The organism is Furfurilactobacillus rossiae DSM 15814, from assembly GCF_000428925.1.
GTDB lineage: Bacteria > Bacillota > Bacilli > Lactobacillales > Lactobacillaceae > Furfurilactobacillus > Furfurilactobacillus rossiae.
This window is the reverse complement of the sequence record NZ_KE386820.1, coordinates 39,923-55,915: the sequence shown is the minus strand read 5'-3', so window position 1 is coordinate 55,915 and position 15,993 is coordinate 39,923. Positions and strand designations below refer to the sequence as shown.

Annotated in this window: 16 protein-coding genes, 5 tRNA genes and 1 riboswitch; of the genes, 4 read left to right on the top strand and 17 right to left on the bottom strand. The window is 42.8% G+C overall.

The window, feature by feature from the left end; genetic code table 11:
* Positions 1-83: 83 nt before the first annotated feature.
* Both tenA and G400_RS0113355 read right to left on the bottom strand, forming a co-directional pair.
* A complete protein-coding gene (gene tenA, locus G400_RS0113360; protein WP_035144078.1) occupies positions 84-746 on the bottom strand; it encodes a thiaminase II in 663 nt (220 codons plus the stop codon).
* A gap of 310 nt (positions 747-1,056) precedes the next feature.
* A complete protein-coding gene (locus G400_RS0113355; RefSeq protein ID WP_017262635.1) occupies positions 1,057-2,055 on the bottom strand; it encodes a D-2-hydroxyacid dehydrogenase in 999 nt (332 codons plus the stop codon).
* 222 nt (positions 2,056-2,277) lie between these two features.
* On the opposite strand from G400_RS0113355, the gene G400_RS0113350 reads away from it, so the two are divergent.
* The gene (locus G400_RS0113350) at positions 2,278-2,664 is read left to right on the top strand and encodes a hypothetical protein (protein ID WP_017262634.1); all 387 of its coding nucleotides are present in this window, start codon (positions 2,278-2,280) and stop codon (positions 2,662-2,664) included.
* Between the two features lie 104 nt (positions 2,665-2,768).
* On the opposite strand, the gene G400_RS0113345 is transcribed toward G400_RS0113350, so the two are convergent.
* The 14 genes from G400_RS0113345 to G400_RS0113275 all read right to left on the bottom strand — a co-directional run bounded on the left by G400_RS0113345 (position 2,769) and on the right by G400_RS0113275 (position 12,942).
* Positions 2,769-3,686, bottom strand: a complete 918-nt coding sequence (locus G400_RS0113345; protein ID WP_017262633.1) for a DMT family transporter — start codon at positions 3,684-3,686, stop codon at positions 2,769-2,771.
* Between the two features lie 38 nt (positions 3,687-3,724).
* A complete protein-coding gene (locus tag G400_RS0113340) occupies positions 3,725-4,114 on the bottom strand; it encodes a hypothetical protein (RefSeq protein ID WP_017262632.1) in 390 nt (129 codons plus the stop codon).
* Positions 4,115-4,316: 202 nt separating this feature from the next.
* Positions 4,317-4,886, bottom strand: coding sequence for a hypothetical protein (locus G400_RS0113335; RefSeq protein ID WP_017262631.1), 570 nt, complete (start codon positions 4,884-4,886; stop codon positions 4,317-4,319).
* A gap of 135 nt (positions 4,887-5,021) precedes the next feature.
* Positions 5,022-5,978 carry a DHH family phosphoesterase gene (locus G400_RS0113330; RefSeq protein WP_017262630.1) on the bottom strand — a complete coding sequence of 319 codons (957 nt, stop codon included), beginning with the start codon at positions 5,976-5,978 and terminating at the stop codon, positions 5,022-5,024.
* A 231-nt stretch (positions 5,979-6,209) separates the two neighbouring features.
* Positions 6,210-6,283 (bottom strand) — tRNA-Pro (locus G400_RS0113325).
* 45 nt (positions 6,284-6,328) lie between these two features.
* Positions 6,329-6,402, bottom strand: a tRNA-Arg gene (locus G400_RS0113320).
* Between the two features lie 23 nt (positions 6,403-6,425).
* A tRNA-Gly gene (locus G400_RS0113315) sits at positions 6,426-6,497 on the bottom strand.
* A 25-nt stretch (positions 6,498-6,522) separates the two neighbouring features.
* Positions 6,523-6,596 (bottom strand) — tRNA-Thr (locus G400_RS0113310).
* Positions 6,597-6,603: 7 nt separating this feature from the next.
* Positions 6,604-6,685: transfer RNA gene (locus G400_RS0113305), tRNA-Leu, on the bottom strand.
* 452 nt (positions 6,686-7,137) lie between these two features.
* Positions 7,138-8,439: a serine--tRNA ligase gene (gene serS / locus G400_RS0113300; RefSeq protein WP_017262629.1), complete on the bottom strand. Its 1,302-nt coding sequence runs from the start codon at positions 8,437-8,439 to the stop codon at positions 7,138-7,140.
* A 301-nt stretch (positions 8,440-8,740) separates the two neighbouring features.
* Positions 8,741-9,388 carry a deoxynucleoside kinase gene (locus G400_RS0113295; protein WP_017262628.1) on the bottom strand — a complete coding sequence of 216 codons (648 nt, stop codon included), beginning with the start codon at positions 9,386-9,388 and terminating at the stop codon, positions 8,741-8,743.
* A gap of 360 nt (positions 9,389-9,748) precedes the next feature.
* The gene (locus tag G400_RS15495; RefSeq protein WP_017262627.1) at positions 9,749-11,359 is read right to left on the bottom strand and encodes an amino acid permease; all 1,611 of its coding nucleotides are present in this window, start codon (positions 11,357-11,359) and stop codon (positions 9,749-9,751) included.
* Positions 11,360-11,482: 123 nt separating this feature from the next.
* Positions 11,483-11,666, bottom strand: a riboswitch (Lysine riboswitch).
* A gap of 98 nt (positions 11,667-11,764) precedes the next feature.
* Positions 11,765-12,289 carry an Rrf2 family transcriptional regulator gene (locus G400_RS15490; protein ID WP_017262625.1) on the bottom strand — a complete coding sequence of 175 codons (525 nt, stop codon included), beginning with the start codon at positions 12,287-12,289 and terminating at the stop codon, positions 11,765-11,767.
* Positions 12,290-12,396: 107 nt separating this feature from the next.
* Entirely contained in the window at positions 12,397-12,942 is a 546-nt protein-coding gene (locus tag G400_RS0113275) for a GNAT family N-acetyltransferase (protein ID WP_017262624.1), read from the bottom strand.
* 93 nt (positions 12,943-13,035) lie between these two features.
* Between G400_RS0113275 and G400_RS0113270 the strand changes: the two genes are divergently transcribed.
* Positions 13,036-13,833, top strand: a complete 798-nt coding sequence (locus G400_RS0113270; protein WP_017262623.1) for an alpha/beta hydrolase — start codon at positions 13,036-13,038, stop codon at positions 13,831-13,833.
* A gap of 258 nt (positions 13,834-14,091) precedes the next feature.
* On the opposite strand, the gene G400_RS15935 is transcribed toward G400_RS0113270, so the two are convergent.
* Positions 14,092-14,550 carry a MarR family winged helix-turn-helix transcriptional regulator gene (locus tag G400_RS15935; protein ID WP_017262622.1) on the bottom strand — a complete coding sequence of 153 codons (459 nt, stop codon included), beginning with the start codon at positions 14,548-14,550 and terminating at the stop codon, positions 14,092-14,094.
* Between the two features lie 591 nt (positions 14,551-15,141).
* Here G400_RS15935 and G400_RS16365 point away from each other — a divergent pair.
* Positions 15,142-15,279: a hypothetical protein gene (locus tag G400_RS16365; RefSeq protein WP_155817618.1), complete on the top strand. Its 138-nt coding sequence runs from the start codon at positions 15,142-15,144 to the stop codon at positions 15,277-15,279.
* Between the two features lie 73 nt (positions 15,280-15,352).
* A complete protein-coding gene (locus tag G400_RS0113260; protein WP_017262621.1) occupies positions 15,353-15,907 on the top strand; it encodes a hypothetical protein in 555 nt (184 codons plus the stop codon).
* Positions 15,908-15,993 lie beyond the last annotated feature (86 nt).

The window sequence follows — 15,993 nt, the reverse complement described above, 5'->3', positions numbered from 1 at the left end:
TATATTATACGAAGATTGACGACGATTGCAATTAAAAAGTTTTTTAGTCCGCCAGTAGCAACGTCAGCACCCCAAATTAAATTTTATTGCCAATCTTGATGATCCAAAGCCATCTGCCAAAAATCACGTTCATAATAGGTGCTCCGTTCAAAAGCCTTGGCCATTGCATCACGATCGGCTGCATCTGTTTGACGTGCAACTTGGTCTGTTAACTTAATTTGTTTTGCCACTGGTCCCGTATAGTCGTCAGACTGATAACTGTCAATCCACGCTTGAAAAATTGGGACTGGCGAAGTGACTCCTTGTAAGGACGCACCAACATCTGCATATAGCCACGCACACGGTAACAATCCGGCAATGGCCGCCGGTGCACCGGCCTGTGTTAGCGTGCGATACATATGTGACGTGTAGGCATATGTCGTCGGTGCAATTGGTGTATTGACCACATCTTGTTGAGAAATACCTAATTCTTTAAAGAACGTCTTGCGCGTCGCGATTTCACCATCGTGCAGACTATTCGCTAGCTCCTGCAATAATGTCTTAACCGCCTGATCCTGGCTTGCATCCGCTGCCAATTCATGAATCCGTGCAAAATCACGTAAATAATAATGATCCTGAATTAAATAATAACGAAATGTTGGCAACGTCATGCTGCCATCGCTTAACTGTTTTATAAACGGATGATGAATGCTTTCCTGCCACACCGTTTGATTTTGCTGATAAACTTGCTGACTAAAATCCATCATAATGACTCCTTGTATTCCGTACTGTATTAATGCTTACCGACAGACTCAATCTATCAAAACCATTATCCTCTTGCAGACTAAAACAGTGAACATTTACATTGTTTTAATGAGAGATTCGTTGCGATATTTTTCTACATATTAAGTGTGTAAACAATCCGCTGCCGATTTAAGTAATAAGCAAAACCTCTCGTAAACCTATTCGACACTCACTTTTTATGTTTGTTAGTGAATTCAAAAAAACAACACGCCCAATTTATTATTGAGCGTGTTGCCTATGTTTCTATCGTCTAAAAAATATCAGACTCATTGTCTAGTTAAAGGCCACAACATTGTCAGCCTTGCCAGTTTCAATCAATTGTTTGTTGTTGTTCAAAGCAAATTGAACCATGTTCCGAACAGCGGTGGTGGTGTAGAACGCGATGTGAGGACTTACCAAAACGTTTTCGCGTTTCATCAAGTTCTTCAAACGATCGTCAGGAATAGCATCAAAGCTACCGAAGTCTGTGTTGAAAATACCAACTTCGTTTTCGTAAACATCAAGTGCAGCGCCGGCAACTTTGCCGCTGTCCAAAGCCTTGATCAAGTCATCAGTATCAACCAGATCACCACGGGCAGGGTTCAAGATGTAGACACCATCCTTCATCTTGTTAAAGGCATCAGCATTCAACATGTGCATATTTTCCTTCGTTGCAGGAGCATGAAGGGAAATAACATCTGCTTGCTTATATAATTCATCCAATGAATCAACGTAGATGCCTTCCTTTTCCAATTCAGGATTGTGGAAAACATCGTAGGCAACAATTTTAGCACCAAAGCCACGGTAGATTTGGATAGCAGCACGGCCGATCCGACCAGTAGCAATAACACCAACCGTTAAGCTGTTCAATTCAGTTGCAATGTCTGGAGTCCACTTTAAGTCACCTTTGGCCTGACGGTGCTCGTACTGGGTCGTGTGACGAAGTAACCGCATCAATTCAGTAACCGTAAATTCAGCAATTGCTGCTGGTGAGTAAGCAGGAACGTTGGTAACCTTGATGTCGTTACGTTTAACAGCATCAGCGTCAACGTTATCAACACCGACGTTACGTAATGACAGGTTCTTAACTCCCAATTCTGCCAAACGATCCAAAACTGAGGCCGTGTAAGGCTTTTGTTGGTAAACAACTGCCCCGTCAAAGCCTTTTGCCTGATCAACTGTGTCGTCAGTCAATAAATCCTTAACGATTTTAACCTCAATATTTTGATCCTTGGACCATTCTTCTACATATGGACGTTCGTCATCGCGAATGCCGTAAGCAATAATTTTCAATGCAGACACCTCCATGTATATTTAAACTACATCATTAGTATAGCATTAAAAACCGCGTAGTGGCGGCGTTTTCAGGCTTGTGAACCTCACTTTTTGAAAGTAATTTTCATTAATTGTTGGTATCAGTGGCTTCAATCCAATTTTTTATTTTACGATATTATAAGTTTGTTACCTATATCACAACTAAACGCGTTAGAATATAGGTGAAATGAAGGTGATCAAATGCAACAGCTATCTGTTTCCCAACTTGCAGCTTTAAAGCAAGAATTGCGGACACAAAATCTGCAACAGCGATTTATCATCATCCATCTACGTGATCAGCAACATGGCGCCTTTTATCTTATTACTGATTATCAACGCGTCATTGCCCTCAAAACCAAACATAAGCATGTGCAAATTAACATTGTCCAAGATATTGTGCCCATCACCAATCGGCTGGCCTACTGGGCCGTTGCTCAACAGGCCTTTACCGCTAGACCATGGGATCTTGCCCTGCAGCAACAGCTGCTCCAGTGCACTAACGCTGTTTTGCAAGAAAATCATCATCCTTCTAATACCGATTTTCCGTGGAACGCGTCAGATACATTTGATCATCCAGTTGAGCAATAATCCCGACACATCCTCGCTATTCAAAAGTAACGACAAAAACACGTCAACAGATCTCTTTGAGAATCCATTGACGTGTTTTTGAATTTATACACATGACTGAGCATTTATTCCTCATCACGCCTTGGCGCACGATAACTGATGGAAAGCATTACCACTGCTAGAATAATCAATCCACCACCAAGCGCATCAGCCCAAGTAAAGACCGTGTGAAGCACCAGGATTGAAATGACTGTTGCTGCCAGTGGTTCAAAAGCATCCATTAGGCTCGCCGTTGTTGGGGTAATGTATAGCAAACTGACCGAATACATAACAAACGCAATCAATGTACCAAACAATACGACAGTGCCAATCGACAAGACCGTCTTGGCTGTCAACGTTGGCACACCAACCCACATTGGTTGAATAAAGTTCATTGCGATCCCGCCAATCAGCAAACCCCAACCATTTACGTTGACTGAGCCAAACGTTGGTAGCAGCGGTCGCGGCAATAACGTGCTGGTCGCCACGGCAACCGCCGACATTAGCCCCCAGAACAATAACGCTGGTGAAACAGCTAAATGCGTAATGTGACCATGAGTAACGACAAAAAAAGCGCCTAGCAATGCTAATACCATCCCAATACTTTCTGAACGTGATGGTAGTTGATGATGAAAGATCACATAATACACCGTGATTACGATTGGCCCTAAGAACTGCAAGATGGTTGCAATCGCAGCGTTGCCATAATGAACTGCTAAAAAATAAAAGTATTGGATAGGAATTAATCCCACCAAACCAAAAATAATTTGTTGCCTGGCCGTTTTCCATGACCGCCAAACAGCAAAAATATCTTGATGGCGCATAACGTTGAAAAGCAGAAGTAGAATCCCAGCCAGTGTCATCCGAATTGTCGTCAGCCATGCAGGGGTAACGACATTATTTTCAAACAACGTTTGGGCAATCACGCCGGAGACACCCCACAGCATTGAACCACCACTGGCTAGCAATATTCCCGTTAAAATATGTCCATTACGTGTTTCCACAATTTTTCCCCCAACGACTGGTCATCGGGGCACAGAAGTTAAGCATCCCAATGGCGATTTTTCAGTCGGTTACGACGTTCGTACACAACCGAATACCAGACAATGCCGGCAATGATTTCAAGCAGTGCAATGAGACCAACAAAGTAACGGACTAGCCCCTCTTCAGCAAAAAGTGCCACTAGTAGCACAAATAGCCCAAAAACCACAGCTAAAGCGACCGTAATCGATAAAATAAAGCGACCAGCACGCTGGTTTCGTTTGTGCCACCCAATACCAAAGGCCACGCTATAAACTGCGACAGCTAGCCACCACCGCCATAAACTAGCAACCGTAATGTAGTGAATGGCCGGCCAAATCGTCAATAAAATCACACACAAGATCATCAGTAACCAAACAGCAACGGTTGCACGTTTCGCCTTCTGATTCATTCTGACCATCCCCTTTTTAACATAATAACTTATTATAACCATGAATTAACGGTGAACACAAAGTGATGGGCTCCCAAGTCCATGAAACGTCACCCGTCGTCCACATGAAAGAGCCATGATATCAATCACATCGATTGCCGATGACTAATTAATAACACAGCTCGTCTAGTTGAAACTTTTTTACATTTGCCAACTCATGTAATCAAATTTGTCGCGGATCATTAACCGGTTCAATCTGGCCGTGCAAATGAAGACGGTGATCATGCTGGTGACCGATTGCACGTTGACTCTCTGAGAGCCTTGGCTGTTTTTTTGCACTAGCTAGCTGACTGATTACTGTTAGTAGCTGATCGTTAGATAATTCAGCTAACTGGTGAGCAGTCGCAATTGTGGTTGAGTCCCATTGTTGGACTGAGTGACCAGCCTCTTCATCCAAGACAATTTCCATTAGTAATCCAATATTACTGAATAGATGACTGTGTGCAGTTTTTTCGACATGATCAAACCACGCTAACACGTCTTCGCCATCACCGGTCAATACCTGACGCCGATAAGGTAATTTCATGAGACATTGCAAAAACTCTGAATTATCCAATTGACTAACCGCTTGAGCCGCCGCCAAGTCTTCAACCGCCGGCGACGCACCTTCGCCTGTCATTATCCAATCTAAGTATGCTAAGTGGCGAATCAAACGAAAATGACGACGGTCTTTTCGTTTGATCATCAACCACTCCTCAAAAACGGTTACCGCATGTTCATGTTTAATATCCACAGCCATCACTTCCTAGGATGCTTTAACCCTAAAGTAACATGGCATCAATTTTCAACCAACTAATCAGTTCCTAAATATACGGTCATCAAGAAAATGATAATTATAAATTATTAGGATGCTTAACAAGGCAACTGTTTAGTGCGTCTGTTGCCATTGCTGCATCAACTTGCTCAAAGACGCAATCATGTCGTCAACTTCCTGTTGATCTGCAGCATTGGCACCACTGGCTAAATCGTGACCACCACCATGGTGGGCCTTTGCCAATTCGTTTATCGCCGGTCCTTTGGAACGTAAATGAACCCGGTAACTACCGTCAGGATTTTCTACAAATAATAACCAAGCGCGAACATCTGCCAAGCGGCCCGGCGTCGATACCAGCGGCTGAACCTCACTTGTTGCTAACGACAGAGAGGCTAGCTGAGCTTGTGATATCACATAATGAGCGGCGCCAAATTTGTCAATTTCAATGTTAGCTAAAACATCGCCCATCAAACGGCCAAGGCCACGGCTTAACTCATTTTCATGGCGCCCCACTTCAGCGGCGTCAATTCCTGTTGCCAACAATTCACTGGCAACGGCGAATGTGTGTGCACTGGTGGCCGGGTACAAGAAACGACCAGTGTCACCAACAATTCCCGCGTAAAACAGCAAGGCTGCATCACGTGTCAAGCTCAGAGCATCTTGATGTGCATCGATAAAATCAACAATTAACTCCGAAGTACTGGATGCGTCCGGCAGCACCCATGATAAGTCACCATAATTATCATCATTAGGATGGTGGTCAATTTTAACGAGTTGCCGGCCCTGATTGAACCGGTCATCGTCAATGCGCTCCGTGTTAGCCGTATCAACCGTTATTACTAATGCGTCTGTGTACTGGTCATCTGAAACAGTGTCTGACTGACCTAACCAGCCAAGATCATTTGGAACTGTCCCGACCGCAAATATACGCTTATCCGGAAACGCATGCTGTAAAGTAAGCTTAAGGCCAAACTGAGATCCTAATGCGTCTGGATCAGGTCGTTGATGACGGTGAATAATAATTGTCTGCGCCTGCTCAATGGCGTTAAAAATTGCTGTTGTGTCACTCATAATAACTGAACTCCCTCTAATTACCGATATCCTGCAATAATTATTGCAATTGCCAACACAGTTGAATGATAGATCTTCAAACGTTCGATCTGTCTATAAGTTTATCATGCCATATTTTTCGCAACTTGACGACTAAATCGATAGCTTGTTTTGTGTTGTGGACAACAAAAACAGTCAAAAAAAACAGCCGCTAGTCAACATTGACTAACGACTGTTCGTTTTAAAGAATGATCGGGACAACAAGATTTGAACTTGCGACCCCTGCGTCCCGAACGCAGTGCTCTACCAAGCTGAGCTATGTCCCGATAAATAAAATGACCGCCACCAGCACCTGGCAGCGGTCATCGTGATGCACCCAGTAGGAGTCGAACCTACAACCTTCTGATTCGTAGTCAGACACTCTATCCAGTTGCGCTATGGGTGCATTCTCATAACAGCGTTATGAAAAGCGGAAGACGGGATTCGAACCCGCGACCCCCACCATGGCAAGGTGATGTTCTACCACTGAACTACTTCCGCATAACTTATAAAACAAATGGAACCATGCCGACTAGAGGATTCGAACCTCCGACCCCCGCTTTACTAGAGCGGTGCTCTGACCAACTGAGCTAAGTCGGCAACATGATGCGGATGAGAGGACTCGAACCTCCATGTCAAAAGACACTAGAACCTAAATCTAGCGCGTCTGCCAATTCCGCCACATCCGCAGCATCTGATTCTGTTCCCTCATCAGACAACTATTAGATAATATCATTTACGCTCAAAAACTGTCAACACTGTTCCGCATTTTTCTTCAATTTTTGCCATTTATTTTTCATTAACCGTGGTTAACTGTAGTTCTTACTATTCAAATTCTGCTTACAGAAAAACTTCCGCGTTCGGTTGTCATGGTTGAAATCATTGTAGGACCAGTTCAAGCCCCAAAACCGGTCTTTCACTTCGACTTGAAGCCTTAAAGAACAAGTCTTCAAGCTCGTCCGTGTTGTAAATACGGCAACTCCACCGAATTAACAACGCCTTCACTATAGATTTCAACCCTTCCGCTCATACTTTAACAGCCGTGCAACCAACGAAATAACAACACTAATAAAAAAACGAACCATGCTAGCCACCATAATGGTAGTCATCACATGATTCGTTTGTTTAAATTGCCGAGCAATTAGTCTTCAACGTGCTTTGCGTGAGCGTTCTCTTTAGTAATCTTAGTCACACCATGCATGTAAGGAACCAACACATCCGGAATGGTAACTGAGCCATCTTCATTTTGGTAATTTTCCAAAATAGCTGCGACCGTCCGACCAACAGCTAAACCGGAACCGTTCAACGTGTGAACCAAGTGAACTTTACCATCTGCATCACGGTAACGGATCTGTGCTCGACGCGCCTGGAAGTCTTCACAGTTAGAACAACTGGAAATTTCACGGTAAGTTTCTTGATGTGGAATCCAAACTTCAAGGTCATGCGTTTCAGCTGCAGTAAAGCTCATGTCACCTGTTGCTAAAGTAATGACGTGATATGGCAAGCCTAGTTTTTGCAGAATATTTTCAGCATTACCGGTCATCTTTTCCAATTCTTTGTATGATTCTTCTGGCTTAACGTACTTAACCATTTCAACCTTGTTGAATTGATGCATCCGAATTAAACCACGAGTGTCACGACCAGCGGAACCTGCTTCAGAACGGAAACTTGGTGACAATGCAGTCACATAAACTGGTAATTGTGCTTCATCCAGCACTTCATCACGGTAGTAGTTTGTCAATGGCACTTCCGCAGTAGGAATTAATGTCAAATCTTGATCCTGAATTTGGAAAACGTCTTCTTTGAACTTTGGAAATTGGCCAGTACCATACATTGAAGCACTGTTGACCATATAAGGTGGAATAACTTCTTCGTAACCCTCTTCTCCATGTTGATCCAACATGAAGTTGTAAACGGCACGTTCAAGCTTGGCACCCATCCCCATGTAGTACACAAACCGAGCGCCAGAGACCTTAGCTGCACGTTTGAAGTCTAAGATACCTAAGTCTTCACCAATATCCCAGTGTGCTTTCGGTTCAAAATCAAAGTGAGGAATAGCGCCCACTTTACGGTCTTCACGAGAATAATTTTCGTCCGGGCCAATAGGGTCCGTATCATGTGGGAAGTTGGGTAAGCGTGCCATCTTATCGTTGAACTCGTCCAATACATCGGCCAACTTGGTGTCTAATGCCTTAATATCAGCACCGACTTCACGCATTTCAGCAATCTGTTTATCGGCGTCTTCATGATTTCGCTTGGCAACACTGATGGCATCCGAAACCGTGTTCCGTTTAGCCTTTAATTGTTCCGTCTGCTTGAGTAAATCACGGCGTTGTTCATCCAACGCGATTACGTCGTCAATTTGCTCAGGCTTAATTGCCCGCGTTGCCAACTTTTCCTTAGCTTCATCTGGATTATTACGAATCCGTTTAATGTCTAACATTTTACTACCTCCAATTTTTTCACAAAAAAACGCCACTCATCCCATCACAATTGGGACGAATGACGTTAATTCGCGGTACCACCCAAGTTCACCATTACTGATGCTCTCGAACATGCTAACGACTTTCGCCGTGCGGGATTAACCGCCCACTTTAATCGTTGCTGGAATTGATTGCGATCCGGTTCTCATCAACCACCGGCTCTCTTAATCGCAATACTAAATGCAACTGTGTTTAATATCTGTTTATGTCTATTGACAGCTTATAGCAACTAAATCGTTGGTGCAACCCCATTAATGCAAATTAAGCAGTCGCCAATTGAAGTGTGCTCAATTTTGCATCAATTTGTGCAAGAACGGCATTTGCTGCATCTGGATCTTCAACAAAGTCATACTTATCACCATCGATCCGCATTTTAGGACCATGATCATAATTGTTATACCAAGCCGTATAACGATCGTTCAATTGTTTGTAGTATTCATACAATGAAGGATCGTTATCAATTTGCTCGTATTCACGACCACGTTTTTGAATTCTTTGTAACATGGTGTCAAACGAAATGTCGATGTGGATCAAAAGATCAGGGTTCTTTTCATGTGGTGCATCTGGCAATTCCTGCATCATGTTCTCTAATAAAGAGTCATAGATGTCAACTTCTGTTTCCGTTGAACGACCTAAGTCAGCATTCAAATGAAAAAGCAATGAATCTTCATAAATTGACCGATCCATAACACTTTCATCATCGGCAAAAGAAGCTTTGATAGAATCCATCCGCTTGTTTAAGAAGTAGATTTGAAGCAAAAATGCGTACTTTTTTGGGTCCTTGTAAAATAATGGCAGAATTGGATTATCTTCCACTGATTCATAAAAGGCCTGTGTATGTAAGTGACTTGCCAATAAATCAGTTAAGCTCGTTTTTCCTGCACCAATCGTTCCTGCTAAAACAATCATGTCTTTATCTCCCCTGATCTCTATCAACCGCACCACAATGCGTGGTCAACCGTGACAGAACGTGTTTATCCTTTAACTACCTACATATTGTATCACGCTCGTAGAATCTCGCCATATATTGTAGCTTACAAATTAAAACGTAATCTTTCTGTCATAACTGAATTTACGACCTCTTTTTTTATCAAAACGAGCCATACTAACAAAGATAGCCTTTTCATATTGTGCCCGACCAAAATTAAATATATTTATTTGATGACATTTAGCTTTGAATATAATAAAAAACTCGCTGGTACAAATTTTTGTATTTGTACCAAGCGAGTTCTATTTGGTTTCATAGTTAATCAAGATAAAACTGTTCAACTATTTATTCGAATCATTTTTAGGGGCTATCGATTTGTCATTCGTCAAATCGTGAACCGCCGAAGTTGCGCTTGTGGTCTTTTTGCCCGTTTGTGCAACCGTTTCAACCGTTGCACTGCTTTCAATATCACCTGAGGCAGCCGAAGCATCAGCAGCAGTGTAACTTTCGCCATTTGTTTTTGGCGTCAAGTCAACCTTGTCCAGTGGAATGATATGAGTGCGGTGACGAATCTTGTAATAACCCCACAGGATCAAGAACAATGGCACACTCATGTACGTTACCAGAATAGCTTGCAAATCGAGTTGTGCAAACGACTTCAAGTTTTGACCAACAATAACAACGATGCCCAGCACGAATGCCAAAATCGGGCCGAATGGGAACCCCTTTGCATGGTAACGGAGTTCGCTTAACTGATGTCCCTGCTTAATGAAGGCGCGGCGGAAGCGGTAATGGCTAATCGCAATCCCCAACCAAGCAATGAACCCGGTCAGGCCAGAAGCAGCAACCAGGTACATATACAACTTAGGTCCAAAGATACTGGTCAAGAAAGTTAATAATCCGATAACTGTAGTTCCAACCAACGAAGCCATAGGAATACCGCGCTTGTTCGTTTTACCAAAGAAGCTTGGTGCATAGCCTTCGTTCGCTAAGGAGTACAACATCCGCGTGGAAGCGTACATCCCTGAGTTAGCTGATGAAATAACAGACGTTAGGATAACCGCATTCATCACACTAGCGGCCGCAGCTAATCCTGCCCGACGAAAGACCAGCGTAAATGGACTAATGGCAATGTCTGTGGCACTTGAGCCCAACAGATCCTTACTTGTATAAGGAATGATGCAGGCAATAACAAAGATTGCCAAAATGTAGAATAACAGAATCCGCCAGAACACTTGGCGAATCGCCTTGGGAATACTCTTTTCAGGTGTTTCACTTTCACCTGCTTCAATCCCAATTAATTCAGTCCCTTGGAATGAGAAGCCAGCTACGACGAACACGGAGAGCAATGCCGGCACACCGCCAACAAATGGGGCCTTTTTATAAGTTAAGTTTGAAAAACCAGTTGCGTGACCGCCCATGATACCAAAAATCGTTAAGGTCCCAATAACTAAGAAAATCAGGACCGTGACCACTTTGATAATGGACATCCAGTACTCTGTTTCACCAAACGAACGAACCGATAATGCGTTGATAGTGAAAATAATTGCTAATGCGATCATGCTAAAGATCCATGCCGGTACGTTTGGTAACCAAAATTGCATAACTAAGGCCGCCGTCGAAACATCCACGGCTAACGTAATCGCCCAGTTAAACCAGTAATTCCACCCCATCGCGAATCCCAAAGCGGGATCCACAAACTTGGTTGAATATGCGGCAAACGAACCAGTCAGCGGCATGTAAGTTGCCATCTCACCCAAACTGGTCATTAAGAAGTAGACCATGATCCCAATTGCCACATAAGCAACCAAAGCACCACCAGGGCCAGCTGCAGAAATTGCGGAACCGGATGCAACGAACAACCCTGTTCCAATACTGCCACCTAACGCAATCATTGATAAATGTCGCGTCTTCAATTCGCGGCGAACCGCGCGATTCTCATTTTCTGCCATATCGAGTTCCTCCCATTTTCTAAAGAGAAGCACTTGATGTAATCTGAATAAATAAAAGGCCGGTCTGTTTATCATGCACAAAGACACGCTAAACAAACCGACCGTCAAATTCATCCTGGTCAATCGTTAGATAGCGCTCCGTGGCGTTTTTATTTACCACGACAGTTCGTTGATTATTCATCAACGTCCCAACAAGATACTGATACAGCAGTAACTCATTTCGGCGACGCACCCTTTAACCAAGCGTTACAGAACCTGTACGTTCTCGACCTGGCGACTCATGATTGTCGCAACCTCTTCATTCGATATAAACAGAGTATAAAAAGAAGCCCCACAAATTGCAAGGCTTTCAGCGAAAATGAAAACGTATTCATCAAATCAATCACCCATTTACCCGAGAAAACGCTAATTTTCTCCATGGAGAAGTGCCTTTAGTTTGGCAGTAAAATTCGGATAGTTAACCGTACTTTCATTCCAATCAACAGTCGGGATAATTTGTGACTGAAAAATATGGACTAAAATCCGATGAACCGATGTTTCTTGTAATACATGTTTATACTGTTGATCTGCAGCAACAAAAATGTCTGTCAACACCTGCGTGCCACGGTTAGCCAGTGGTTCAACATCATCGAATACCCGATCAATCAAGCCATTGTTGGGATATGTTTGAATATCGCCCTCTGTCGCCACCACCGCATCCCAAACAGTAATTTGACGTGAATTACGCCCCAACGTAAATCCACCTTGATTACCAGACACGGATCTAACTAGACCAGCAACGACCAATTTGCGAATGATTTTTCGCATATATGTTTGTGAACCACCCAATCTAGTGTGAATGACTTCAGATGTGATGGGTACATTCGTATCTTGGGTTGCGAGTAACGCTAAAATACATGCGGCCTGCTCAAAGCCCCTCGTTAATTGCATAATTTCTTCCTAACCTAATTATCACGATAGAGATAACTTACCATTGCCATCATAGCATACCAAACAGTAATGATAAACGTAGCTCAACCATTAACCTCGATCACATTTCACTGATGCAATGCAAAATCATTTGGTGTTAACCGAAAAAAGCGCTCTGTTTTTCCTGGCGCAAAAAAATCAGTTGCAGAATGCTGAATCTCATGATCAAATTGAAACCCAAATCGCTCAAAAATACGCGCCGAGCGTTCATTATCTGAAAAGTAAGATCCCCACACCGCTTGCAACCCTTGATCAAAGCCATATGTTAAGACCGCCATCACCGCCTCAGGCATATATCCGTGACCCCAAAAATGTTCGTTAAGCATGTAGCCAATATCTCTTTCACCGTGCACCAATGCGCCATCATGTCCTGTTCTACCGTATAGCCCAACAGTACCAATAATTTGGTCCTCTGTCTGACGGGCAACACCCCAAATCCAGCGTTGCCCTAATGTTTGGCGCATTAAAAAACGCGCTTCAAATTCGTTATGAACTGGTTGGAAACCCGCCGGCATCGCAACACGTGGATTACCGACAATTTGAGTGAAAGCCGATAAATCAGATTCTCGAATACTTCGTAGCTCTAAACGTGCCGTTTTTAATGCTATTGCCATCCTCATTACCTTCCAAATCAATTTTACCGTTACATCACGAATTAGTTGCACTCCGTCACCCTTGGGCTCTATCATAAACACGAGGTGAAAGTCATGCAAATTGTCAAAAAAATGTTAAACCAGCACAGTTATTATAAAGGTTTTATGCAAGATCGACCCGGTCAACAAGGTCAAACCACTTTTCCAACTATTGTAGTTGTTCCTGGTGGTTCGTACACTCATATTCCTGAAGCACAAGCCGAAAGTGTCGCCTTAGCCTTCTTTGCCAAGGGGTTCAATGCCGTCTACTTACGGTACTCCTTCGTCGGCGAAGTCACACCCCTACTACCAGCACCGATAGTTGAACTCGGTCAAACAATTAGTCAACTCAAGCAAAATCCTGATTTGCCAATCGACAATAACGCTGTTATTCCATTTGGGATGTCGGTGGGTGGTCACATTGTGGCACTCTACAATGATTACTGGTCCTCATCCTGGTTAAGTGAGGCCACCGGCGCTACCGCCAGTGTGTTGGAACCAGCCGGCGCCATCCTTGGTTATCCCGTCATCAGCCCAGTATTAGGCTTCCCCAAGGATGAAAAAACCATTGCCCAATGGACTGACGATCCAACTAAATATGCCGCTGAACAACACGTCACCGTGAAAAACAAGCCCGTTTTCGTTTGGGTTACCAATGAAGATCAAGCAGTTCCTGTAACAAACACACTATCGTACGTTCAGGAAAGTTATAATCACAATTTACCACTTGAACTCCATGTCTTTAACCACGGACCACACGGTTTGGCACTTGCCAACAACGTTACGGCGTGGAAACCCGGGACAGATTTACCACACGTGGCCCACTGGTTAACTTTGGCCATCGAATGGGTAAACGATTTACTCAGCAAATAAGTTGTCTTCACATTAAGTTAATAGCTTATTTTTGACAAGTTATTTACAAACAGTAAATACAATTTGCACCGCAAATAAACAGTAAAACGGACATTCAGATTTCCCCTTGAATGTCCGTTTTACTGTCTGAAACCGATTTTGCTTAATGTTAAATCGGTGAATCAATAAATAAGTACTACTTTTGTCCCTAATAAAGATGACATGACACAATACGAAATGATCAACTGAAATGAAATCGTAATCGGTCACACAATATTTTTAGTCTTCTACATTTTGATCTAACACAGCTACAAAGTGTTCAAAGTATTGACTCAACTGTGTGATTTCTGTGAGACTCATTTCTTCAAGGATTGCCGCGACTGTTTTCTTTTCGTGAACATCTAATTCTTTGATCACCCGTTTTCCCTTGAGTGTAAGGTGAATAAAATGCTGACGCCGATCACCCGGACTAACCTCAACTTCAATTAGACCAAATTGCAACAACGTCTTTATTTGTGTAGAAATAGCACCCTTGGTAATATGATTTTGTTTTGCCAACACGTCTAAAGTAATTCGATCATTTTTTGCAATCTGATTAAGCAAGGATAATCCACGCCAGCCAACACCAAGATTTTTTCCAATGCATTTTAAATGTTGCTCAACTTTGAGAAAATCACGTAGATAACTTTCATCCATCATTTCAATTACAATTTGTGTAGCCGTCTGCTGTTTTGCCATATTTAAACTTCCTAATAATGTGTCTAGAGTGGTTTGCGTCTGTAAGCTAGTGCCTAAAAATTCATGCGATTCAAACATTACCTCAGCTCATTATTTTTGCTCAATTCACTCATCCCTAAATCAATGTCATCAACCCCGCATAAACCTCTTCTTTTGAGAAACGAGGCTAAAGAGTTACGCAATATAAAGCGTTCTCTGCTTTAAGTGGGCAGCAAACATGTATGAGCCAATCATTTACGATGTATTAAGCAATAATGAGTTATTGTACTGTTTGTTTCAGTACCTAAAATATTACTTCTCCTGTGCGGTTATTTTTATCAAATATTTCAATCCCAACAAGATTGTTGACAACGTCTTAGCAGATTGCACCCTTTTTAACAGTTCCATATTTCGACTAGCCAATTCATTTGCAAACTTTGCAGTAGCGTCTGATTAAATTTTTATGTGCACTATTGTGAAAGTTTCACATATGCTGATTTAACAGGTTTTTGGAGCTCTTTTTATAATTGAAATTATGAGTTAAAAATTAATGTTCAAAACACTAGCCTTTTGTAAGTAAACCGTGTAAAATGCTTTTTCGTGGTCGACAAAATGACCTTTTCATCAGGCAGTGACCAGCCAATGAAAAGTGTAACTGATGAGGAGTTACCCACCCATAATATGGTCACTGTCATGATTCCTCGTGAATCAACCTGGCTGTTTCTAAACAGCACATTGCGCGTGCCATAACACTGATAAGTCACTGAACGTAACGTTTACTGAATAGTCTCTGTTATGTCACCAATAAAAAGGAGCGAGTCTCATGACAACATCAACGCTTAACGTAACTCTACACTTCGCAGAAATGAACGACCTACCAGCAATTAAAGACATCATTACTGATGCCCGTGACTTCTTGGCAGAACAAGGAATCAACCAGTGGCAAGATGGTTATCCAGAAGACAGCGTCATCGCTGGCGATATTGATCGCGGCGAAACCGTTGCTTTAAAAGACGACGAAGGCACAATTCTAGCAATTGCTTCTCTCGTGAAGGGTATCGATCACCCATACGAAGCAATCACGGATGGCACATGGCGTGTAACTGGCACAGAAACAAATTACGTGTCTATCCACCGGGTTGCCATGGCAAAAGCATCTCGTGGTCATCACTTAACACATGATTTCTTTGATCTCATGTTGGAACAGATCCGTCTTGACCCAGAAGTTGAGAGTGTACGGATTGACACTCATCCGCAAAACTTCGGCATGCAACATGTGATCGAAACGAATGGTTTTTCATACATCGGTTTGGTGCCCGTCACGGGCGGCCAACCAGACGAACGGAATGTCGCTTATGACATGGTCTTGGACCGTTAATTGAATATTCATGAAAAAAGACAATCAGCAAAATTGCTGATTGTCTTTTTTCATTATTACCTATGCGGCGCCAACAACGTGAAACC

What these genes read in the sequence shown, in the direction of transcription:
- G400_RS0113330 (WP_017262630.1), bottom strand. Translation starts at nt 5,978, where the DNA reads ATGAGTGACACAACAGCAATTTTTAACGCCATTGAGCAGGCGCAGACA.
- G400_RS0113275 (WP_017262624.1), bottom strand. Translation starts at nt 12,942, where the DNA reads ATGGCAATAGCATTAAAAACGGCACGTTTAGAGCTACGAAGTATTCGA.
- G400_RS15495 (WP_017262627.1), bottom strand. Translation starts at nt 11,359, where the DNA reads ATGGCAGAAAATGAGAATCGCGCGGTTCGCCGCGAATTGAAGACGCGA.
- G400_RS0113340 (WP_017262632.1), bottom strand. Translation starts at nt 4,114, where the DNA reads ATGAATCAGAAGGCGAAACGTGCAACCGTTGCTGTTTGGTTACTGATG.
- G400_RS0113270 (WP_017262623.1), top strand. Translation starts at nt 13,036, where the DNA reads ATGCAAATTGTCAAAAAAATGTTAAACCAGCACAGTTATTATAAAGGT.
- G400_RS16365 (WP_155817618.1), top strand. Translation starts at nt 15,142, where the DNA reads ATGACCTTTTCATCAGGCAGTGACCAGCCAATGAAAAGTGTAACTGAT.
- G400_RS0113295 (WP_017262628.1), bottom strand. Translation starts at nt 9,388, where the DNA reads ATGATTGTTTTAGCAGGAACGATTGGTGCAGGAAAAACGAGCTTAACT.
- G400_RS0113350 (WP_017262634.1), top strand. Translation starts at nt 2,278, where the DNA reads ATGCAACAGCTATCTGTTTCCCAACTTGCAGCTTTAAAGCAAGAATTG.
- tenA (WP_035144078.1), bottom strand. Translation starts at nt 746, where the DNA reads ATGATGGATTTTAGTCAGCAAGTTTATCAGCAAAATCAAACGGTGTGG.
- G400_RS0113260 (WP_017262621.1), top strand. Translation starts at nt 15,353, where the DNA reads ATGACAACATCAACGCTTAACGTAACTCTACACTTCGCAGAAATGAAC.
- serS (WP_017262629.1), bottom strand. Translation starts at nt 8,439, where the DNA reads ATGTTAGACATTAAACGGATTCGTAATAATCCAGATGAAGCTAAGGAA.
- G400_RS15490 (WP_017262625.1), bottom strand. Translation starts at nt 12,289, where the DNA reads ATGCAATTAACGAGGGGCTTTGAGCAGGCCGCATGTATTTTAGCGTTA.
- G400_RS15935 (WP_017262622.1), bottom strand. Translation starts at nt 14,550, where the DNA reads ATGGCAAAACAGCAGACGGCTACACAAATTGTAATTGAAATGATGGAT.